At 70.1% G+C, this 20,247-nt stretch carries 18 protein-coding genes; 8 read left to right on the top strand and 10 right to left on the bottom strand.

All coding sequences use genetic code 11. The features are described 5' to 3' along the window. Positions 1-4 precede the first annotated feature (4 nt). Both FHG71_RS03525 and infB read left to right on the top strand, forming a co-directional pair. Entirely contained in the window at positions 5-646 is a 642-nt protein-coding gene (locus FHG71_RS03525; protein WP_139080230.1) for an RNA-binding protein, read from the top strand. A gap of 16 nt (positions 647-662) precedes the next feature. After that, the gene (gene infB / locus FHG71_RS03520; protein WP_139080229.1) at positions 663-3,176 is read left to right on the top strand and encodes a translation initiation factor IF-2; all 2,514 of its coding nucleotides are present in this window, start codon (positions 663-665) and stop codon (positions 3,174-3,176) included. A gap of 311 nt (positions 3,177-3,487) precedes the next feature. Here infB and FHG71_RS23385 read toward each other — a convergent pair whose 3' ends face one another. The 4 genes from FHG71_RS23385 to FHG71_RS03505 form a co-directional block, all read right to left on the bottom strand. Continuing rightward, positions 3,488-3,634, bottom strand: a complete 147-nt coding sequence (locus FHG71_RS23385) for a hypothetical protein (protein WP_176559269.1) — start codon at positions 3,632-3,634, stop codon at positions 3,488-3,490. Positions 3,635-3,743: 109 nt separating this feature from the next. Then, positions 3,744-4,193, bottom strand: coding sequence for an 8-oxo-dGTP diphosphatase MutT (gene mutT / locus FHG71_RS03515; RefSeq protein WP_139080228.1), 450 nt, complete (start codon positions 4,191-4,193; stop codon positions 3,744-3,746). Continuing rightward, positions 4,174-5,391 (bottom strand): bifunctional glutamate N-acetyltransferase/amino-acid acetyltransferase ArgJ, encoded by a 1,218-nt coding sequence (gene argJ, locus FHG71_RS03510; protein WP_139080227.1) that lies wholly within the window; start codon positions 5,389-5,391, stop codon positions 4,174-4,176. Before argJ ends, mutT begins: the two co-directional genes overlap by 20 nt. Before the next feature lies 1 nt (position 5,392). Then, positions 5,393-6,376 carry a peptidylprolyl isomerase gene (locus FHG71_RS03505; protein WP_139080226.1) on the bottom strand — a complete coding sequence of 328 codons (984 nt, stop codon included), beginning with the start codon at positions 6,374-6,376 and terminating at the stop codon, positions 5,393-5,395. Positions 6,377-6,573: 197 nt separating this feature from the next. Between FHG71_RS03505 and secA the strand changes: the two genes are divergently transcribed. Beyond that, on the top strand, positions 6,574-9,375 hold the full coding sequence (gene secA, locus FHG71_RS03500) for a preprotein translocase subunit SecA (RefSeq protein WP_139080225.1): 2,802 nt from the start codon (positions 6,574-6,576) through the stop codon (positions 9,373-9,375). A 494-nt stretch (positions 9,376-9,869) separates the two neighbouring features. On the opposite strand, the gene radC is transcribed toward secA, so the two are convergent. From radC to dnaK, 3 genes are all read right to left on the bottom strand, one after another. Next, a complete protein-coding gene (gene radC / locus FHG71_RS03495) occupies positions 9,870-10,634 on the bottom strand; it encodes a RadC family protein (protein ID WP_139080224.1) in 765 nt (254 codons plus the stop codon). Positions 10,635-10,836: 202 nt separating this feature from the next. Next, positions 10,837-11,988 (bottom strand): molecular chaperone DnaJ, encoded by a 1,152-nt coding sequence (gene dnaJ, locus FHG71_RS03490; RefSeq protein ID WP_139080223.1) that lies wholly within the window; start codon positions 11,986-11,988, stop codon positions 10,837-10,839. 79 nt (positions 11,989-12,067) lie between these two features. Continuing rightward, a complete protein-coding gene (gene dnaK / locus FHG71_RS03485) occupies positions 12,068-13,975 on the bottom strand; it encodes a molecular chaperone DnaK (RefSeq protein ID WP_139080222.1) in 1,908 nt (635 codons plus the stop codon). A 202-nt stretch (positions 13,976-14,177) separates the two neighbouring features. Here dnaK and FHG71_RS03480 point away from each other — a divergent pair, with 202 nt between their 5' ends. Both FHG71_RS03480 and FHG71_RS03475 read left to right on the top strand, forming a co-directional pair. Beyond that, on the top strand, positions 14,178-14,783 hold the full coding sequence (locus FHG71_RS03480) for an alpha-ketoglutarate-dependent dioxygenase AlkB family protein (protein WP_139080221.1): 606 nt from the start codon (positions 14,178-14,180) through the stop codon (positions 14,781-14,783). A gap of 102 nt (positions 14,784-14,885) precedes the next feature. Continuing rightward, positions 14,886-15,155 (top strand): hypothetical protein, encoded by a 270-nt coding sequence (locus FHG71_RS03475; RefSeq protein WP_139080220.1) that lies wholly within the window; start codon positions 14,886-14,888, stop codon positions 15,153-15,155. A gap of 52 nt (positions 15,156-15,207) precedes the next feature. Here FHG71_RS03475 and FHG71_RS03470 read toward each other — a convergent pair whose 3' ends face one another. Next, on the bottom strand, positions 15,208-15,807 hold the full coding sequence (locus tag FHG71_RS03470) for a COG3650 family protein (protein WP_139080219.1): 600 nt from the start codon (positions 15,805-15,807) through the stop codon (positions 15,208-15,210). Between the two features lie 128 nt (positions 15,808-15,935). Here FHG71_RS03470 and cysQ point away from each other — a divergent pair, with 128 nt between their 5' ends. The 3 genes from cysQ (at position 15,936) to FHG71_RS03455 (ending at position 18,546) form a co-directional block, all read left to right on the top strand. Continuing rightward, on the top strand, positions 15,936-16,736 hold the full coding sequence (cysQ, locus tag FHG71_RS03465; RefSeq protein ID WP_139080218.1) for a 3'(2'),5'-bisphosphate nucleotidase CysQ: 801 nt from the start codon (positions 15,936-15,938) through the stop codon (positions 16,734-16,736). Next, entirely contained in the window at positions 16,733-17,533 is an 801-nt protein-coding gene (locus FHG71_RS03460; protein WP_139080217.1) for a 3-deoxy-manno-octulosonate cytidylyltransferase, read from the top strand. The genes cysQ and FHG71_RS03460 overlap by 4 nt, the downstream gene beginning before the upstream one ends. 119 nt (positions 17,534-17,652) lie before the next feature. After that, positions 17,653-18,546, top strand: a complete 894-nt coding sequence (locus tag FHG71_RS03455; RefSeq protein WP_139080342.1) for a UTP--glucose-1-phosphate uridylyltransferase — start codon at positions 17,653-17,655, stop codon at positions 18,544-18,546. 600 nt (positions 18,547-19,146) lie between these two features. On the opposite strand, the gene FHG71_RS03450 is transcribed toward FHG71_RS03455, so the two are convergent. Both FHG71_RS03450 and hpf read right to left on the bottom strand, forming a co-directional pair. Further along, positions 19,147-19,614, bottom strand: a complete 468-nt coding sequence (locus FHG71_RS03450; RefSeq protein WP_139080216.1) for a PTS sugar transporter subunit IIA — start codon at positions 19,612-19,614, stop codon at positions 19,147-19,149. A gap of 12 nt (positions 19,615-19,626) precedes the next feature. Continuing rightward, positions 19,627-20,241, bottom strand: coding sequence for a ribosome hibernation-promoting factor, HPF/YfiA family (hpf, locus tag FHG71_RS03445; RefSeq protein ID WP_139080215.1), 615 nt, complete (start codon positions 20,239-20,241; stop codon positions 19,627-19,629). Positions 20,242-20,247 lie beyond the last annotated feature (6 nt).

Genomic DNA, 20,247 nt, shown 5'->3' with positions numbered 1-20,247 from the left:
CGCGATGACGCGAGGCGGAGCGAAGATGCGTCCCGAGGAGCCCGAGCGGCGCTGCCTCGTGACCGGCGAGACGGGGCCCAAGTCGGGCCTCGTCCGTTTCGTGGTGGGACCCGATAACGCGGTCGTGCCGGACATTGTTGGAAAATTGCCGGGCCGGGGGCTGTATGTGACGGCATCGCGCCCCATATTGGAGCAGGCGAGGAAGGGCCAGTTCGCCCGCGCGGCCAAGGCCCCCGTCAACGTGCCCGAAGGTCTGGCCGAGGAGGTCGAGCGCCAGCTCGCCCACCGCGTCGTGGACCTCGTGTCGCTCGCGCGCAAGGCGGGGCTCGCGATCGCGGGCTTCGAGAAGGTGAAGGAGGCCCTGGCCCTTTCGGGCGAGGGCCTGGGCAAGGGCCGCTGGGCCCGGATCCGCGTCCTGCTCCAGGCCTCCGACGGCTCCGAGCGGGGCAAGGCCAAGCTCTGGACGCCCGAAGGCGCGCGCTACTTCAGTTGCCTCACGGGCGACGAACTGGGGCACGCATTCGGTCGCCCGAACGTCATTCATGCGGCTTTGGCGTCTGGCGCCTTGGCCGATCGTGTTGTAGAGGAGGCCGCGAAACTCCGTGGCCTGAGAGAAGTGGACAGCGGCGACCGCGCCGCTCCCTGAGGAACAGATACCCTTCATGAACGATACCGGCGACAAGAAACCCCTCGGCCTTCGCGCTCCCGGCGCCCGGCCCGGCACCGTGAAGCAAAGCTTCTCGCACGGCCGGACGAAAAGCGTCGTTGTCGAGCAAAAGGCCCGCAAGCGGGTCGTGGCGGCCCCCGCCGCACCCGCGGCCGGGGGAACGGCCACGCGCGCGAGCGCCATCCTGGGGGATCCGTCCAAGCGCCCCGCCGGGATCTCGGACGCCGAACTCGAGCGCCGCATGAAGGCGCTTGCCGCCGCCCGCGCCCGCGAGGCGGAGGAGGCCCAGCGCCGCGCCGTCGAAGAGGCCGAGCGCGAGGCCGAGCGTGCCCGCAAGCGCGCCGAGATCGAGGCGCGCGAGCGCGAGGAGCAGGCCCGCCAGGAAGAGATCCGGCGCAAGGCCGAGGAGGAAGAGCGCAAGCGCCTCATCGCCGAGCGCAAGGCCGCGGCCCAGGCCGCGACCCCGGCGCCGCGCGCGCCCGTGCAGCCCGGCCCGCCTCCCACCGAGGAGGACCGCCGCGCCGCGCTTCAGGCCCGCAAGCCCGACCGCGAGAAAGGCGACGCCCGCGGCCCCGCCAAGGAGGCCAAGGCCAAGCCCGCCCGCGAGGGCGACGAGCGGCGGGGCGGCAAGCTCACGCTCACGCAGGCCCTGGGCGACGGCGACCGCCAGCGCTCCATGGCCGCGATGCGCCGCAAGCAGGAGCGGGCGCGCCAGAAAGCCATGGGCGGGCATGACCCGCGCGAAAAGGTCGTGCGCGACGTGCAGCTCCCCGAGGCCATCACCGTGGCCGAGCTCGCCAACCGCATGGCCGAGCGCGTGGCCGACGTCATCAAAGCCCTGATGCGCAACGGCATCATGGCGACGCAGAACCAGTCGCTCGACGCCGACACCGCCGAGCTCATCGTCGACGAGTTCGGCCACCGCGTGGTGCGCGTGTCCGACGCCGACGTCGAGCACGCGATCGATACCGTCGAGGACCGGAACGAGGATCTCCTGCCGCGTCCGCCGGTCGTGACCATCATGGGCCACGTCGACCACGGCAAGACCTCGCTCCTGGACGCAATCCGCAAGGCCAACGTGGTTTCGGGCGAAGCCGGAGGTATCACCCAGCACATCGGCGCCTATCAGGTGCGGACGGACGGGGGGAGCCTGCTCACGTTCCTCGACACGCCCGGCCACGCGGCCTTCACCTCCATGCGCGCCCGCGGCGCGCAGGTGACGGACATCGTGGTCCTGGTGGTGGCCGCCGACGACGCGGTGATGCCGCAGACGATCGAAGCCATCGCTCACGCCAAGGCCGCCAAGGTCCCGATGATCGTGGCGATCAACAAGATCGACAAGTACGACGCCGATCCCCAGAAGGTGCGCACCGACCTCCTCCAGCACGAGGTGGTGGTCGAGGCGATGTCCGGCGACGTGCAAGACGTCGAGGTGTCGGCCAAGACGGGGCAGGGGCTCGACAACCTGCTCGAAGCCATCGCGCTCCAAGCCGAGATCCTGGAGCTCAGGGCCAACCCGAAGCGTCGCGCCCAAGGCGCGGTGATCGAGGCCAAGCTCGACGTGGGCCGTGGTCCCGTGGCGACCGTGCTCGTGCAGAACGGCACGCTCAACAAGGGCGACATCTTCGTTGTGGGCGAGAAGTGGGGCAAGGTCCGCGCGCTCATCAACGACAAGGGTGAGACGGTCGAGTCGGCCGGTCCCTCGGTTCCCGTGGAGGTCCTGGGCCTCAACGGCACCCCCGAGGCCGGCGACGTGCTCAACGAGGTCGAGACCGAGGCGCAGGCCCGCGAGATCGCCGACTACCGGGCCAAGGTCACGCGCGACAAGCGCGCGGCAGCCGGGGCCGCGACCACGCTCGAGCAGCTCATGGCCCGCGCCAAGGCGGACAAGAGCGTGGCCGAGCTGCCGGTGGTGGTGAAGGCGGACGTGCAGGGCTCGGCCGAGGCGATCGTCCAGGCGCTGGAGAAGGTCGGCAACGAGGAGGTGCGCGTCCGCGTGCTCCACTCCGGGGTCGGCGCGATCACCGAGTCCGACGTGGGCCTGGCCGAAGCCTCCAAGGCGCCGGTCATCGGCTTCAATGTCCGGGCCAACGCGCCCGCACGGGCCTCGGCCAGCCAGAAGGGCGTGGAGATCCGGTACTACTCGATCATCTACGACCTGATGGACGACATCAAGCAGGCAGCCTCGGGGCTTCTCAAGGCCGAGGTGCGCGAGCGGTTCATCGGCTACGCCCGCATCCAGGAGGTCTTCAAGGTCTCGAACGTGGGCAAGGTCGCGGGCTGCCTCGTCACCGAGGGCGTGGCGCGCAAGTCCGCGGGGGTTCGCCTCCTGCGCGACAACGTCGTTATCCACGAGGGCACGCTCAAGACGCTCCAGCGCTACAAGGACCAGGTCAACGAGGTTACCTCGGGCCAGGAGTGCGGGATGGCCTTCGAGAACTACGACGACATGCGCCAGGGCGACATCATCGAGATCTTCGAGCGCGAGACGGTCGAGCGCACGCTCTGACCGGCCCCGCCCAGGCACTGCAACAAAAAGGGGGACCCGCCGGGTCCCCCTTTCTTCATCTGGATCAGTTCAGTCTGGAGCTCTTCAGACGCGCCGTCCCGAACCAGAATCGGCTAGGACATTCAACACAGGACGCCTAAAACCGGCGCGGCTTCGGGTGTCATCGCAGGGATGAAGCTGTCCCACCGAACGATCCCGCGCTGTCCGGCGCGGGTCCGAACGCCACCTCCCTGCCGTGCCATCGGCCCGGTCCCGGCGGCCTCCTCCTGCCACTGACCGAGCCCTTGCGCCCCGTCCGGGGTCAGGCGGGCTCAGGCCAGATGGGGCAGGGGGCGCTCCACCGGATAGCCCTTGTAGGTCTTGCTGCCCACGCGGATGACCACGCGCCCGTCATCGAGTTGACGAACGAGAAGCCCCTGGACCGACATGCAGGTCCCGATTTGAATGGTCCGAAGCATGCGACACCTCCCTGACACGCGTGCTGTCTTAAGCGTGCCATACCAATCGTAAACGACATATTAAATTCACAAATGGTCGCGGTTTCTTGGCGCAAGTGTCACACTTCGCCTACAGCCAGTCCCGCAGGATCGGGATCAGCGGCACGTCGGCCGGGGGCATGGGATAGCGGCGCAGCTCCGAGGCCCGCGCCCAGGCGAGCTGCTGGCCTTCGCGCGGCTGCGGCGTCCCCTGCCAGCGCCGGCAGGCGAACAGCGGCATCAGCAGATGGAACCGCTCATAGGCGTGGCTCGCGAAGGTCAGCGGCGCGAGGCAGGACGCATGGGTGTCGATGCCCAGTTCCTCGTGCAGCTCGCGGATCAGCGCCGCCTCGGGTGTCTCTCCGGGCTCCACCTTGCCGCCCGGAAACTCCCACAGGCCCGCCATCGACTTGCCCTCGGGCCGCTGCGCGAGCAGCACACGCCCATCGGCGTCGATGAGAGCCACGGCGGCCACGAGCAGGAGGGGACGGGGGGAGGAGATCTCCCCCGCGCCAGCCGCCTCAGGAGCGGTAGTCGGCATTGATGTCGATGTAGCCATGGGTCAGGTCGCAGGTCCACACGGTGGCGGCGCCGTCGCCGATCCCCAGGTCCACCCCGATGACCAGCTCCTGCCGCTTCATGTAGGCCGAGGCCGCCTCCTCCGAGTAGTCCGGCGCGCGGAAGCCGTCCCGCGCCACGGTGATGTCGCCGAAACGGATCGCCAGGCGGTCGCGGTCGGCCTCGGCCCCCGACTTGCCCACGGCCATGACGATGCGGCCCCAGTTGGCATCCTCGCCCGCGATGGCGGTCTTGACGAGCGGGCTGTTGGCGATGGCCATCCCCACGCGATGCGCGTCGGCCTCGGAGGCTGCCCCCGTCACCCGCACCTCCACGAGCTTCGTGGCTCCTTCGCCGTCGCGCACGACCTGCAGCGCAAGGTCGAGGAACACCCGCTCCAGCGCCGCGGCGAAGGCGGGCTCGCCGCCCACGTCCACGCCCGAGGCCCCCGTCGCTGCCATCAGCAGCGTGTCCGAGGTCGAGGTGTCGCTGTCCACCGTGATCCGGTTGAAGGTCCGGTCGGTCACGGCCGAGACCATGTCCTGCAACTCCGCCCGCCCGATCCGGGCGTCGGTGAAGACATAGACCAGCATCGTCGCCATGTCGGGCGCGATCATCCCCGAACCCTTGGCGATGCCGGCGATCCGCACCGTCCCGCCCGGAAGCCGGACCTCGGCCGAGGCCCCCTTGGGGAAGGTATCGGTGGTCATGATGGCCCGCGCCGCCGCTTCGATCCCGCCCGCATCGAGAGCGTCGCGCAGAGAGGGCAGGGCCTCCGCGATCCGCTCCCAGGGCAGCGGCTCGCCGATGACGCCGGTCGAGGAGGTGAAGACGCGGCCCTCGGGCAGCCCCAGTGCCTGGGCCGCGGCCGCGCAGATGCCCGCGACGGCCTCCTCGCCGACCCGGCCCGTGAAGGCGTTGGAATTGCCGGAATTGATGACGAAGGCCGCAGGCCCGCCTTCATCCTGTGCCATTTTGCTCTGGCAGTCCCTTACGGGTGCCGAGCGCGTGGCCGAGCGCGTGAAGGTCCCGGCCACCGTCGCGTTCTCCAGGACCGCGAGCATCACGTCGGTGCGGCCCTTGTAGCGCACCCCCGCGGCGGCCGAGGCGAAGCGGACCCCCCCGATCACGGGGAGGTCCGGGAAGGCGGCGGGCGCCAGCGGCGAGATCTTGGTGGCCAAGTCAGTCCTCGAGAAGCGTGGCGTCGTTCAGCACGGCAGGGTCGAACTGCCCCGGCTCGGGCCGGGTGACCTGCGCTCCGGCCTCCAGCTCGGCAAGCCGCGCCTCGACGGCCTGCTGCTGGAGCTGGCCCTCGATCTCCGCACGCACGGCGTCGAGCGCCGGGGCCTCCTGCGGGCGGGTCTCGTTCAGGCGGATGACGTGCCAGCCGAACTGCGACTGGATGGGCGCCGAGGTCTGCCCGGCCTCCAGGCCCGACACGCCCGTCTCGAACTCGGGCACCATCATGCCGGGGCCGAACCAGCCGAGCTCCCCGCCCTGCGCGCCCGACCCGGTGTCGGTCGAGACCTCCTGCGCCACGGCCGCGAACTCCTCGCCGGCGTTCAGCCGCTCGACGACGGCCTGCGCCTCCTCCTCGGTTTCCACGAGGATGTGCGAGGCGTTCCACTCGGTCGCGGGCTCGACGTTGCCGTACTGCGCGTCATAGGCGGCCTGCACGGCCTCGTCGGTGACGGCCGTTCCGGCGATGTCGCCCAGCACTTCGTTGGCGAGCAGCGCTCGGCGCTGGTTCTCGATGGCGATGCCGGTCGCGACCGAGGGCTCGGTCGCCTGCTGGGCCAGCAGCTCCTGCTGGATGAGCTGGTCGACGACGCCGCCGAACAGCACGTCGGGCGGAAGCTGCTGGTACTGCGCCGGAAGCTGCCGCGCGGCCACGAGCACCTGGCCCAGCGTGATGTCGGTGCCGTTGACGCTGGCCACGACCGTGTCGCGCGTAGCATCGGTGGCCGGGGCAGGGGCCTCGGCGGTCGCGCCCTCGGCGGGGGCGTCGGTGGCTTGGGCGTCGGTCGTCTCTCCGTCGGGGACGACCGGGGCGGTGTCCTCGGCCGCGGGGGCCTCTTCCGTCGCCGCATCCTGGGCCGCGACGGGCAGCGCCAGCGCCAGGGCGAGCGCGGAGGCCGTCTGGAGGAGCATGAGCTGTTTCAGCATGGAACGAAGCCTTGATCGGGCAGCCCCGAAGGGCCGCGTTGACAGCGGGACCGCCCCCCCTTATCTCCGCGAATGGCCTTGGGTGGGCGCGCGGCCCCTCAATTAGGCCGGGCGCGCGCGGGCCACAAGGAATCTCCTCACAATTCGGCGGGAGTCCGGTCCGGGCTCGGGTTAGCGAGAGGACGGGAAGGACTGTCATGGGCTTGGGTACGCTCGCGCGGAGCATCTTCGGCACCCCCAACGACCGCCGGGTGAAATCGGTGCGCCCCTTGGTGGAGGCCATCAACGCGCAGGAGGCGAAGGTCAAGGCGCTGACCGACCAGGGCCTCAAGGACGCCACCGCCGCGTTGCGCGAACGGGCCAAGGGCGGCGAGAACCTCGACCGGCTCCTGCCCGAATGCTTCGCGCTGGTGCGCGAGGCGGGCGTGCGCGCCCTGGGCCTGCGGGCCTTCGACGTGCAGCTCGTGGGCGGCATCTTCCTGCACCAGGGCAACATCGCCGAGATGAAGACGGGCGAGGGCAAGACGCTCGTCGCCACCTTCCCGGCGACGCTGAACGCTCTGGCGGGCAAGGGGGTGCACGTCGTCACGGTGAACGACTACCTCGCCCGACGCGACGCCGAATGGATGGGCAAGGTCTACGGGGCGCTGGGCCTCACCACCGGCGTGGTCGTGCCCCAGCAGCCCGAGGACGAGAAGCGCGCGGCCTATCAGGCCGACATCACCTACGCGACCAACAACGAGCTGGGCTTCGACTACCTGCGCGACAACATGAAGTCGGACCTCGCGCAGATGGCCCAGCGCGGCCACAACTACGCCATCGTGGACGAGGTGGACTCCATCCTCATCGACGAGGCGCGCACGCCGCTCATCATCTCGGGCCCCTCGCAGGACCGCTCGGAGCTTTACATCCGTGTGGACAAGCTGATCCCGCTCCTGCCCGAGGCGGGCTACACGGTCGACGAGAAGACACGCAACGTCACCTTCACCGACGAGGGCAACGACGCGCTGGAAGAGCATCTGCGTGCGGCGGGGCTGCTGCCCGAGACGCAGTCGCTCTACGACCCCGAATCCACGACGCTGGTCCACCACGTCAACCAGGCGCTGCGGGCGCACAAGCTGTTCCAGCGCGACAAGGACTACATCGTCCGTGACGGCAAGGTGGTGCTGATCGACGAGTTCACGGGTCGCATGATGGTGGGCCGCCGCCTCTCGGACGGCCTGCACCAGGCCATCGAGGCCAAGGAAGGCGCGAAGATCGAGCCCGAGAACGTCACGCTCGCCTCCGTGACCTTCCAGAACTACTTCCGCCTCTACGCCAAGCTTGCCGGCATGACCGGGACAGGCCTGACCGAGGCCGACGAGTTCCGCGAGATCTACGGCCTGGGCGTGGTGGAGATCCCCACGAACCGCCCCGTCGCCCGCAAGGACGAGCACGACGCCGTCTACCGCACCGCGCGCGAAAAGTACGAGGCCATCGTCAAGGCGATCCGCGAGTCCCACGAGAAGGGCCAGCCCATCCTCGTGGGCACGACCTCGATCGAGAAGTCCGAGATGCTCTCGAACCTCCTCAAGAAGGAGGGCATCCCCCACAACGTCCTCAACGCCCGCGAGCACGCCCGCGAGGCGCAGATCGTGGCCGAGGCCGGCCAGCCCGGCGCGGTGACCATCGCGACGAACATGGCGGGCCGCGGCACCGACATCCAGCTCGGCGGCAACGTCGAGATGAAGGTGCTCGAGGCGCTGGCCCAGGACCCCGAGGCGCACCCCGACGAGGTGCGCGCCCGCATCGAGGCGGGGCACGCCGCCGACAAGGAGCGCGTGAAGCAGGCCGGCGGCCTCTACGTGCTGGCGACCGAGCGGCACGAGAGCCGGCGCATCGACAACCAACTCCGCGGCCGCTCGGGCCGTCAGGGCGACCCGGGCAAGTCGAGCTTCTTCCTGTCGCTCGAGGACGATCTCATGCGGATCTTCGGGTCCGAGCGGCTCGATAAGGTGCTCTCGACGCTCGGCATGAAGGAGGGCGAGGCCATCGTCCATCCCTGGGTGAACAAGTCGCTCGAGCGTGCGCAGGCCAAGGTCGAGGGCCGCAACTTCGATATCCGCAAGCAACTCCTCAAGTTCGACGACGTGATGAACGACCAGCGCAAGGTGATCTTCGCCCAGCGCCGCGAGATCATGGAGGCGAAGGACGTCAACGAGATCGTCGCCGACATGCGCCATCAGGTCATCGACGACCTCGTGGACGACTTCATGCCGCCGCGCAGCTACCCCGAGCAGTGGCAGACCGAGGCGCTGGACGAGTCGGTCAAGCTCAAGCTCGGCCAGGAGCTGCCCATCGCCACCTGGGCGGCCGAGGAGGGCGTGGACCAGGACGCGATCCGCGAGCGGATCAAGGCCGCGACCGACACGTTCATGGCCGACAAGGAGCAGGCCTTCGGCCCCGACACCATGCGCTCCATCGAGAAGCAGGTCCTCCTGCAGACCATCGACGGCAAGTGGCGCGACCACCTCCTGCGGCTCGAGCACCTGCGCTCGGTCGTGGGCTTCCGCGGCTACGCCCAGCGCGACCCGCTCAACGAGTACAAGACCGAGTCCTTCCAACTCTTCGAGAAGCTGCTCGACAGCTTGCGCGAGGAGGTCACGCAGAAGCTGTCGGCCCTGCGCCCGATGACGGCCGAGGAAAGCCAGGCGATGATGCAAAGCCTCCTCGCGCGCCGCGCCGCGCCGGCGGCGGGGCAGGGGACTCTCGCCGCGCAGCCCGCCGCCGCGCCCCAGCAGCCCCCGGTGGGCCAGCCGACCGCTCCGGTCAATGCCATCCGCACGATGGCGCCCGCGCTGGCCGGGGCCGGAGCCGCCCCGGAGGCCGAAGCCGCGCCCGCGGAGCCGAAGCCCGGCTTCGACGCAGCGGACCCTTCGACCTGGGGCAACCCCTCGCGCAACGACCCGTGCCCCTGCGGCTCGGGCCAGAAGTTCAAGCACTGCCACGGGGCGTTCTGAGCCGCCCCAAGAAGCGCCGAAACGACACGGGCCGGGATGTTCCACGTGAAACATCCCGGCTCTTGGTTTTGACGCCTCTGACCTGAAGTGCGGCTACCGAGACGCCGAGAGAGCCGATCGGAGGCCGGGGCATTTCCAGAGGATTCCGGCGATCAGGGCCACAGCCCAGCCCACCGCTTCCAAGGCTCCGCCAGCGAACAGCAGAAGAGCGGCGCCGTCCGAACACGTGAGCACGGGCCGAAGCACAGCCGCGATCCCTTCGTTGTTATAGTAGTGACCGAGTCACTGAGATGATCTGGCGGCGTCCCTGATGGGGCCTCGCGACACATGCCCCGTGGGTCTGGGCTGGACCATGCGTCTATACTCCACGCCTGATCCCATGGAGCGGATCAGGCCGCCTGCATGGCGCCGCCGGGCAGGGCTGTCGGTCCGTCGATGAAGGTGTTTCGTCTTCCATCCGGCTTCCTGCGCCGCAGCGTAGGCGGTGTCCGGGATTACAGATACCCCTCGGCCCGGAAGCTCAACTCCCGCTCCCGCCCGATGATGAGGTGGTCGTGCAGCACGAGGCCCAGCGCCTGCGCCGCCGCCTCGATCTGCGCCGTCATGTCGATGTCGGCCTGGCTTGGCGTCGGGTCGCCCGAGGGATGATTGTGCACGAGGATGAGCGCCGAGGCGTTCAGCTCCAGCGCCCGCTTGACCACCTCGCGCGGATAGACCGGCACATGGTCCACCGTGCCCCGCGCCTGCTCCTCGTCGGCGATCAGCACGTTCTTGCGGTCAAGGAACAGGACGCGGAACTGCTCCTGCTCCCGGTGCGCCATGACGGTGTGGCAATAGTCCAGAAGCTGCGCCCAGGACGACACCACCTGCCGCCGGAGGACCTTGGCCCGCGCCATGCGATGCGCTGCCGCCTCCACGACCTTCAGTTCCGTCGCCACCGCCGGCCCCACGCCCTCGACCTGCAGGAGGCGGGGCAGGGGGGCCGAGAGCACCGAGGCGAAATCGCCGAAGGCGTCGAGCAGCCGCCGCGCCAGGGGCTTCACGTCCTGCCGGGGGATGGCGCGGAACAGGACCAGCTCCAGCATTTCGTAGTCAGGCAGGGCCGCCGCGCCTCCGTCCAGGAACCGCTGCCGCAGCCGCGCGCGATGGTCGGCGATGTAGGACGGCAGCCGCGCACCGGGCAACGGCGCCACGGGCGCCTCGTCGCCATCGAGCGGAAAGAGTGTCTGCGAGTCGGCAAGGCCCGGAATGCTGGTCATGCCCGGGACGATACGGCGACGCGGTTAACAGATGGTAAACGGCGCGGGGAGCGCGAGGGGCCCGCGGGTCCCTCGCCCTTGTCCTCGTCAAGGAAGGTCAGGACCGCTCCCGCCAGCCCCTCGCAAGCGCTCGGGGCGTTCAGGCTTCGGATCGGTCCCCCGGACCGATCCGCCTGCGCGCCGATGGCGCGCGGACCAGCCTTCAGCCTTTCATCGAGTCCCAGAACCCCTTCACGGCCGAGAAGAACCCGGCGCTCTGGGGGTTGTTCTGCTCCGAGAGCTTGTCGAACTCCCGCAGCAGTTCCTTCTGCCGGGCGGTCAGGTTCACCGGCGTCTCGACGGACAGCTCGATGAACATGTCGCCCACGTCCTTGGTGCGCAGGACCGGCATCCCCTTGCTGCGCAGGCGCATCTGGCGGCCCGTCTGCGAGCCTTCGGGGATCTTCACCCGCGCCCGCCCGCCGTCGATGGTCGGCACCTCGATGTCGCCGCCCAGCGCCGCCGTGGCCATCGACACGGGCACCCGGCAATGCAGGTCCGCCCCGTCGCGCACGAAGATCGGGTGATCCTTCACCTCGATGAAGATGTAGAGGTCGCCCGTCGGGCCCCCCCGCATCCCCGCCTCGCCCTCGCCGGCCAGGCGAATGCGCGTGCCCGTCTCCACCCCGGCCGGGATGTTCACGGACAGCGTCTTCTCCTTCTCGACCCGGCCCGCGCCGTGGCAGGTCTTGCAGGGGTTCTTGATCGTCTGGCCCAGCCCGTTGCAGGTCGGGCAGGTCCGCTCCACGGTGAAGAAGCCCTGCTGCGCCCGCACCTTCCCCATGCCCGAGCAGGTCGGGCAGGTCAGCGGCTCGCTGCCGCCCTCGGCGCCGGTGCCCTTGCAGGTGCCGCAGGCCACGGCGGTGGGCACCTGGATCGTCTTCGTCAGGCCCTGATGCGCCTCCTCGAGGGAGATGCGGAGATTGTAGCGCAGGTCGTTGCCCCGCGCCGCCGCCCGCGCGCGCCCCTGCGCGCCCCGCTGGCCCATGATGTCGCCGAACAGGTCGTCGAACACGTCCGAGAAGGCCGAGGCGAAGTCGCCGTTCGGACGGAAGCCGCCCGCGCCGCCGCGCGCCCCGCCCATGCCGCCGTCGAAGGCCGCATGGCCGAAGCGGTCATAGGCCGCCTTCTTCTGCTCGTCCTTCAGGACCTCGTAGGCCTCGTTCACCTCCTTGAACCTGGACTCGGCGTCCGGGTTGGCGGCGTTGCGGTCGGGGTGCAGCTCCTTGGCCTTGGCCCGATAGGCCTTCTTGATCTCCTCGGCCGAGGCGCCGCGGGCCACGCCGAGCGTTTCATAGTAGTCGCGTTTCGCCATCGCACTCATCCTCCAGCCCCCCAAACGAAACGGCCGGCCCGCGAGGGAGCCGGCCTTCTCGGGTCAGGAGGCCTGCCCCTCAGCGGCCCCGCTTGTCCTCGCCCAGATCCTCGAAGTCGGCGTCGACGACGTCGTCATCACCGCCATGCGACCCCGGACCTTCGTCCCCGTCCGGCCCTTCGGCCTGCTGGGACTTGTAGATCGCCTCGCCAAGCCGCATCGCGGCCTCGGTGACGTTCTGGATGCCCGAACGGATCTTGCCGGCGTTGTCGCCCTCGACCTCGTCCTTGAGCGCGGCCACCGCCAGCTCGATCGCCTCGACCGTCGAGGGGTCGACCTTGGAGCCATGCTCCTTGAGCGACTTCTCGGTCGAATGGATCAGCGACTCGGCCTGGTTGCGGGCCTCGATCAGCTCGCGGCGCTTCTTGTCGGCCTCGGCGTTGGCCTCGGCGTCGCGGACCATCTTCTCGATCTCGGCGTCCGACAGGCCGCCCGAGGCCTGGATGGTGATCTTCTGCTCGCGGTTGGTGCCCTTGTCCTTGGCGGAGACGGACACGATGCCGTTCGCGTCGATGTCGAAGGTCACCTCGATCTGCGGCATGCCGCGCGGGGCAGGCGGGATCTGCTCCAGGTTGAACTGGCCCAGGAGCTTGTTGTCCGCGGCCATCTCGCGCTCGCCCTGGAAGACGCGGATCGTCACGGCGTTCTGGTTGTCCTCGGCCGTGGAGAAGATCTGCGACTTCTTGGTCGGGATCGTGGTGTTGCGGTCGATCAGCCGGGTGAACACGCCGCCCAGCGTCTCGATGCCCAGGGACAGCGGCGTCACGTCGAGCAGCACCACGTCCTTCACGTCGCCCTGCAGCACGCCCGCCTGGATCGCCGCGCCCAGCGCCACGACCTCGTCGGGGTTCACGCCCTTGTGCGGGTCCTTGCCGAAGAACTTGGTCACTTCCTCGACGACCTTGGGCATCCGCGTCATGCCGCCCACCAGCACGACCTCGTCGATGTCGCCCGCCGTCACGCCCGCGTCCTTCAGGGCCGCCTGGCAGGGCTTCAGCGTCGACTTGATGAGGTCGGCCACCAGCGACTCGAGCTTGGCGCGCGTCAGCTTCATCACGAGGTGGAGCGGCTGGCCGTTCGCCATCGAGATGAAGGGCTGGTTGATCTCGGTCTGCGACGTGCTCGACAGCTCGATCTTCGCCTTCTCGGCCGCTTCCTTCAGGCGCTGGAGCGCCATCTTGTCCTTGGTCAGGTCGACGCCGTGCTCCTTGCGGAACTCGTCCGCGAGGTAGTTCACGATGCGCATGTCGAAGTCCTCGCCGCCGAGGAACGTGTCCCCGTTGGTGGATTTCACCTCGAACAGGCCGTCGTCGATCTCCAGGATGGTGACGTCGAAGGTGCCGCCGCCGAGGTCATAGACCGCGATGGTCTTGGTGTCTTTCTTGTCGAGCCCGTAGGCCAGCGCGGCGGCGGTCGGCTCGTTGATGATGCGCAGGACTTCGAGGCCCGCGATCTTGCCCGCGTCCTTGGTGGCCTGGCGCTGCGCGTCGTTGAAGTAGGCAGGGACCGTGATGACGGCCTGCGTCACCGGCTCGCCCAAGTAGGACTCGGCGGTTTCCTTCATCTTCTGCAGCGTGAAGGCCGAGATCTGCGAGGGCGAGTACTTCTGGCCGCGCGATTCGACCCAGGCGTCGCCGTTGCCGCCGTCCACGATCTTGTAGGGGACGAGCTTCTTGTCCTTCTCGACTTCCGCGTCGGTGGTGCGGCGGCCGATCAGGCGCTTCACGGCGAAGATTGTGTTCTCGCTGTTCGTCACGGCCTGCCGCTTGGCAGGCTGGCCGACGAGCCGTTCGCTGTCGGTGAAGGCGACGATGGACGGCGTGGTGCGCGCGCCTTCGGCGTTCTCGATGACGCGGGGCTGCGAGCCGTCCATGATCGCCACGCACGAGTTGGTCGTGCCGAGGTCGATCCCGATCACTTTGGCCATTGTTCAAATCCCTTTCAGGCGGTCTGACGCGTGGGGGCCCTGCGGGAGGCACCCCCGATGGTTGATGGGGTATGCGGCGGGCGTCCCGCCGCGGACGGACGGTATATAAGAGGGGGGATTTGGGGGTGCAACGGGGCGGCGCTGCAACTCTGCCACGATTTGCGGCCCACCGTTTCGCCGCGGCACCGCAGGAGGCGCGACCATGGACCAGACTCTCGACCTCAACGGCGTCCTCGTCCGCCCCGGCCACCTGGACCGACCGGCGCAGGAGGCGATGCTGGCGGACATCCTGCGCGTGCAGGCCGAGGCACAGCCCTTCCATCCGGTCACCCGCTGGGGCAAGGCCATGTCCGTCGCCATGACCAGCGCGGGCCGCTTCGGCTGGGTCTCGGACCGGCGCGGCTACCGCTACGAGGAGCGTCATCCCTCGGGCCTCCCTTGGCCGCCGATCCCCCCATCGGTCCTGGCGGTCTGGGACGCCGTGGTCCCCGGCGCCCGGCCCCCCGAATGCTGCCTCGTGAACCTCTACCGCGAAGGGGCGCGCATGGGCCTTCACCAGGACCGCGACGAGGCGGACCTGTCGCAGCCCGTGGTCTCGATCTCGCTCGGCGACGAGGCGCTGTTCCGCGTGGGCGGCATCGAGCGCGGCGGTCCCACGGCGTCGCTCTGGCTCCGCTCGGGCGACGTGGCGGTGATCGGCGGGCCCGCCCGGCTCGTCCACCACGGGATCGACCGGGTGCGGGCGGGCTCCTCGGACCTCGTGCCGGGCGGCGGGCGGATCAACCTCACCCTGCGGGTCGTGACCTGACGGGGAAACCCGCCGACCGCCCCGCGCGGCCCGGAACGCGCGGGGCGCTGGCGCCGTGAGGCAGCGGCCGACGGCCCTTCGCAACTCACGGGAGCCACTCCGATGGACCAGAACGACCAGCAGAGCCAGTCCCTCCAGCGCCGCTACAACATCCGCGAGGTCACCCAGTACCAGGCCTCCTGGGTCGAGCAGGAGCGCGGCGAGGAGGGCAAGTTCACCGTCCAGCTCATCCTCGACAACGGCGTGGAGGAATACATCCTCGACGTGGACTCCGACGACATGGAGCCGATGCTGCGGCTCCTGGAGCGCAGCAAGCACACGACCTTCGACCTCGACCGCAAGGTCCTGATGTTCTCGAATCTCAAGGCCTGAGGCCGCGCCGGTCCCTCAACTTGGCCCAACTACGCCTGCGCCCTGTCCTGCCCTAGCGCGCCGACAGGGCGCAGCACCCCTCTAGGAACAGCTCGCCCCGGTTCCAGACCATGGCGGCCAGCCCATAGGACCGATCGCTCATCCCGTCCGAGCAGGCCTTTCGCACCACCGTCAGGTCCAGCGTCTCGCCGCCCGCGTCGAAGGCCGCGACGCCGCCCGTGAAGCCCGCCACCTCGCCGTGCTGGCGCAGCGGCACCTCGCCCCGCTCGGGCGTCGAAAAGGCCGCGCCCTCCGACGTCACCTCCAGCGCCCAGAAAGGCTCGGTCCCCCGGCAGAACAGCGGGCGCGGCAGCGGCGTGGACGCGGGCGCTTCGGGCGCAAGGAATTGCATGGCGACCCAGCCCGACCCCTCGCGCAGCGGCATGAGCCCCCAGCGCCCGTCGGGCGTGGTCTCCAGCACCTCGACCCCGGTGCTGCCCGGCGGCAGCGTGCCCAGCACCCGCGCCGCCGCGTCGGGCCGCTCGCGGACGTTCAGCGCGTCGCCCGCCGCGACCCCCGTGACCGAGAAGCGCGCGGGCAGGTCCTGCGCCCCGGCCGCGCCCCCGAGCAGGAGCGCGAGCGCCAGGGCGAGCGGGCGGGCGGGCGGGGGCATCGGGCGGTCCTCCGGGGCTGCGGGCGTCCCCGTTGCACCACGCCGCCCCGCGCCGGGCAAGGGTCCGCCTTGCCGATCCCCCCGCGCCCTCGCATAACGGCGCGGGCCACCCCGAAGGGAGACACCTGATGGACTTCGACCGCCTGTCCGAGACCATGCGCCGCCTCGCCATCGAGGCGGGCGAGGCGATCATGGAGATCTACCGGGCCCCCGACCTCGGGGTCGAGACTAAGGCCGACGACTCGCCCGTGACCAAGGCCGACCTCGCCGCCGACCGCATCATCTCGGACGGCCTGCGCGCCGCCTTCCCGGACGTCCCCCTCGTGACCGAGGAGCAGGCCGCCACCCACGGCGCGCTCCATGGCGACTTCCTGATCGTCGACCCGCTCGACGGCACCAAGGAGTTCGTGCAGCGGCGCGGCGACTTCACGGTGAACATCGCCTTCGTGCAGGGCGGCGTGCCCACGCGCGGCGTCGTCTACGCCCCCGCCAAGGAGCGGCTCTTCTACACCAACGCGCTCGGCCAGACGGTCGAGGAGGACGGCACCCACGACCCCAGCCGCGTGGGCTTCTCCGTCCCCATCCGTGTGGCCCGGCCCGACAACGCCGCGCTGCGCGTCGTGGCCTCGAAAAGCCACCGCGACGCCGCCACCGACGCCTACATCGCGGGCTATCAGGTCGCCGACTTCAAGAGCGCGGGCTCCTCGCTCAAGTTCTGCCTCGTCGCCACCGGCGAGGCCGACCTCTACCCCCGGCTCGGGCGCACGATGGAATGGGACACCGCCGCGGGGCAGGCCGTCCTCCTGGGCGCGGGGGGGCGCGTCGTCCGCTTCGACAGCCACGCGCCGCTCCTCTACGGCAAGCCCGGCTACGAGAACCCCTTCTTCATCGCCCATGCGCCGGGCGTCGACCTGATCCCCGCCGGATGAGCCCCCTTCTTGTCATCCCCGCCCGCCACGCCTCCACGCGCTATCCGGGCAAGCCGCTGGCCCTGCTGAAAGGGGCTACGGGCGAGTCGAAGAGCCTCCTGCGCCGCACCTGGGAGGCCGCGCGGCAGGTCCGGGGCATCGCCCGCACCGTCATCGCCACCGACGACGAGCGCATCCGGGCGCACGCGCTCTCCTTCGGGGCCGAGGTCGTGATGACCTCCGACCGCCACCTCAACGGGACCGAGCGCTGCGCCGAGGCGCTGGACCTCCTGGGCGGCGACCACGACATCGTCGTGAACCTCCAGGGCGACGCGCCCCTCACGCCCCCCTGGTTCGTCGAGGCGCTGGTGGACGCGCTCCGCGCCCGCCCCGACATGGCCGTGGCCACCCCCGTGCTGCGCACCACCGGCGCGCAGCTCGCTGCGCTCCTCGACGACCGCCGGCAGGGCCGCGTGGGCGGCACCACCGCCGTCTTCGGCGCCGGCCACCGGGCGCTCTACTTCTCCAAGGAGGTCATCCCCTTCACGGGCCGCGACTTCGGGGCCCACGAAGCCACGCCCGTCTTCCACCACGTGGGCGTCTACGCCTACCGGCCCGATGCGCTGCGCGGCTACGGCGCCTGGCCGCCCGGCCCCCTGGAGACGCTGGAGGGGCTAGAGCAGCTCCGATTCCTGGAGCAGGGCCAGCCGCTCCTCTGCGTCGAGGTGGAGGCTCGCGGGCGGGAGTTCTGGGAGCTGAACAATCCATCGGATATCAGCAGGATAGAAGCTATGATGGCAACGATGGGGTTAGCCTGACGAGCCGTAAAGATGGCGAAAACATGGCAAAAAGTGACTTGCCGCATCGCGGCGTATTTGCCTGATTGCGTTTGCGTGTTAGGTCGGTGATGCAACAATGGTCGAGCATAGGGGTCATGATGCAGCGCAAGGTCACCAAGGCGGTCTTTCCGGTCGCCGGTCTCGGGACGCGGTTCCTTCCAGCGACGAAATCCGTGCCGAAGGAGGTCCTGACCCTCGTCGACCGCCCGCTGATCCAGTACGCCATCGACGAGGCGCGCGCCGCCGGCATCACGGACTTCATCTTCGTGACCGCCAAGGGCAAGTCGGCGCTCGAGGACTACTTCGACTGCGCGAACGAGCTTGAGGCCAAGCTCGAGGCCGACGGCAAGCACGACCTCCTCGACGCCCTGCGGTCGTCGAACATGGAGTCGGGCTCCATCGCCTACATCCGCCAGCACAAGGCGCTGGGCCTGGGCCACGCGGTGAACTGCGCCAAGCGCCTGATCGGGGACGAGCCCTTCGCGGTCATCCTGCCCGACGACGTGATCGCGGCGGAAAAGCCCTGCCTCCAGCAGATGGTCGAGGCCCATGCCGAGACCGGCGGCTCGATGGTCGCCGCGATGGAGGTGCCGATGGCGCGCGCCTCCTCCTACGGCGTGCTCGACATCCGCGAGGACATGGGCGCCATGGTCGCCGTCAAGGGCATGGTGGAAAAGCCCAAGGCCGGCACCGCGCCCTCGAACCTTGCCGTCATCGGCCGCTACATCCTGTCCCCGCAGGTGCTCGACAACCTCGACAAGATCACCCCCTCGGCCGGCGGCGAGCTTCAGCTCACCGACGCCATCGCCATGGAGCTGACCGAAGGCCGCCCCGTCTACGGCTACCGCTTCCGGGGCGAGCGCTTCGACTGCGGCTCCAAGGCGGGTTTCCTCCAGGCCACCGTCGCCTTCGGCCTCGCCCGCGAGGAGCTGCGCGACGAGTTCTCCAACTACATCCAGCAGATCGTCTCGATGCGCGAAGCCGCGCAGTAAGGACGGACGGCCCCTGGTCATCGCGCCGCGTCCCGGTCTCCGGGCGCGGCGTTCGCATGTCGCGCGGGTGTTGCGCGAAGCGGGGGAGGACCGTTCGGTGCTGTCAGACCTCGTTAACCTCTGGCGCGCATCCTGAGGGCAAGTCACCGCTGCCCGGATGCCCCCATGGACCCCGACGCCCTCCTGCGCGACCCCTCGCGCCTGTCCTTTGCCCGCCGCCAGCCGCTCCTGGCGCTGCACGCGCGCCTCGCCCCCCTGGCCCAGGGCCGGCCCGAGGCGCGCGCGCTCGCCGCCCGCGCCTTCCTCGCCGCGCTCGCGCTCGCCGCCTCGCCCGCCACCGACGAGGCGCTCGCGAACGGCGCCCGCCACGAGCTGTCGCGCTTCACGCACGACCTCCTGTCCCTCGACTGGAACAGCTACCGCATGGAGCCCGAGGCGCCCTTCCTGCCCGGCTGGGCCCGCCGCGCCGCGCTCGACGCCGCCCTCCCGCCCGAGCACCGCCGCGACCGCCCCCTCGGACGCCCGCGGCCCAATGCGGTCACGGACGGCGCGCGTGGGCGGCCAGGGCCGGGCGTCCCCGGGGCGGGGCGTCCGTCCGCCTCAGGCGGCGAGGTTGCGGGGGCCGCCCTCGGTCAGGATGGTGTGCAGCGTCGCGGGATCGTCGTTGGCGCGCAGCTTGGCGCAGATCGCCGGGTCGCGCAGGGTCCGCGACACCAGCGCCAGCGCCCTCAGGTGCTCGACGCCCGCGCTCGCCGGGGCGAGCAGGGCGAAGATGAGGTCCACCGGCTGCCGGTCCACCGCGTCGAAGTCGAGCGCCTTGTCGAGCCGCAGGAACAGGCCCCGCACCCGGTCAAGGCCCTGGAGCCGCGCATGGGGCAGGGCCACCCCGTGCCCCACGCCCGTGGGCCCCAGCGCCTCGCGTTCGAGAAGAGCCTCGTTCACCTTGGCCGGGTCGAGCCGCCAGCAGGACCCGGCCATCTCGGCCAGGTCCTGGAACAGGCGACGCTTGCTGGGCGACGAGGAGATGACCTTGACGCCGTCGGGCCGCAGGATGTCCGCAAGTTGCATGTAGGTCCGCCGTCAGCCTTGGGATTGCGGCGCGCCGCCGGATTCGATCCGGGGGTCGATCCAGCCGATGTTGCCGTCCTCGCGCCGGTAGACGACGTTGATGGCGCCGCCCTTCTCGTTGCGGAACACCAGCACGGGGGCATGCGCCAGCTCCATCTGCATCACGGCCTCGCCCACCGAGAGCGAGGGGACCCGCAGCTCGGTCTCGGCGATGATGGTGGGGCCCGCCTCGCCGTTGACGTGCTCCTCGTCGTCGTGGCTGTCGTCCTCGTCGAAGGGCGCCAGCACGAAGGACCCGGCGGGCACGGTGTCCACGGGGTTCGGGCGCTCCTTGTGGTGGTCCTTGAGCCGGCGCTTGTGGCGGCGGAGCTGCTTGGCCATCCGCTCGCGCGCCTGTTCGAAGGCGGCATAGATCTCGGTCGCCGCGCCGTTGGCCTGCGCGGTGAGGCCGGTCGACAGATGCACGAAGATCTCGCAGTGGTGGCTGTGGCCATCGCGCGAGAAGGTCACCGTCGCGTCCGTGGGCCGGCCCGCGTACTTGGACGTGGACTCCGTCAACTCCTGATTGACATGAGTCTGGAGAGCCTCGCCGATGTCGATGTCCTTGCCGCTCACTCGGATGCGCATGTCATC

The organism is Rubellimicrobium roseum, from assembly GCF_006152145.1.
Taxonomy (GTDB): Bacteria; Pseudomonadota; Alphaproteobacteria; order Rhodobacterales; family Rhodobacteraceae; genus Rubellimicrobium; species Rubellimicrobium roseum.
Note: the sequence above shows the minus strand (reverse complement) of the source record. Positions and strands in the feature narration are given on the sequence as shown.

Coding starts and splice junctions, on each gene's coding strand:
- FHG71_RS03525 (WP_139080230.1), top strand. CDS start 5: ATGACGCGAGGCGGAGCGAAGATGCGTCCCGAGGAGCCCGAGCGGCGC.
- infB (WP_139080229.1), top strand. CDS start 663: ATGAACGATACCGGCGACAAGAAACCCCTCGGCCTTCGCGCTCCCGGC.
- FHG71_RS23385 (WP_176559269.1), bottom strand. CDS start 3,634: ATGCTTCGGACCATTCAAATCGGGACCTGCATGTCGGTCCAGGGGCTT.
- mutT (WP_139080228.1), bottom strand. CDS start 4,193: ATGCCGACTACCGCTCCTGAGGCGGCTGGCGCGGGGGAGATCTCCTCC.
- FHG71_RS03505 (WP_139080226.1), bottom strand. CDS start 6,376: ATGCTGAAACAGCTCATGCTCCTCCAGACGGCCTCCGCGCTCGCCCTG.
- secA (WP_139080225.1), top strand. CDS start 6,574: ATGGGCTTGGGTACGCTCGCGCGGAGCATCTTCGGCACCCCCAACGAC.
- radC (WP_139080224.1), bottom strand. CDS start 10,634: ATGACCAGCATTCCGGGCCTTGCCGACTCGCAGACACTCTTTCCGCTC.
- dnaJ (WP_139080223.1), bottom strand. CDS start 11,988: ATGGCGAAACGCGACTACTATGAAACGCTCGGCGTGGCCCGCGGCGCC.
- dnaK (WP_139080222.1), bottom strand. CDS start 13,975: ATGGCCAAAGTGATCGGGATCGACCTCGGCACGACCAACTCGTGCGTG.
- FHG71_RS03480 (WP_139080221.1), top strand. CDS start 14,178: ATGGACCAGACTCTCGACCTCAACGGCGTCCTCGTCCGCCCCGGCCAC.
- FHG71_RS03475 (WP_139080220.1), top strand. CDS start 14,886: ATGGACCAGAACGACCAGCAGAGCCAGTCCCTCCAGCGCCGCTACAAC.
- FHG71_RS03470 (WP_139080219.1), bottom strand. CDS start 15,807: ATGCCCCCGCCCGCCCGCCCGCTCGCCCTGGCGCTCGCGCTCCTGCTC.
- cysQ (WP_139080218.1), top strand. CDS start 15,936: ATGGACTTCGACCGCCTGTCCGAGACCATGCGCCGCCTCGCCATCGAG.
- FHG71_RS03460 (WP_139080217.1), top strand. CDS start 16,733: ATGAGCCCCCTTCTTGTCATCCCCGCCCGCCACGCCTCCACGCGCTAT.
- FHG71_RS03455 (WP_139080342.1), top strand. CDS start 17,653: ATGCAGCGCAAGGTCACCAAGGCGGTCTTTCCGGTCGCCGGTCTCGGG.
- FHG71_RS03450 (WP_139080216.1), bottom strand. CDS start 19,614: ATGCAACTTGCGGACATCCTGCGGCCCGACGGCGTCAAGGTCATCTCC.
- hpf (WP_139080215.1), bottom strand. CDS start 20,241: ATGCGCATCCGAGTGAGCGGCAAGGACATCGACATCGGCGAGGCTCTC.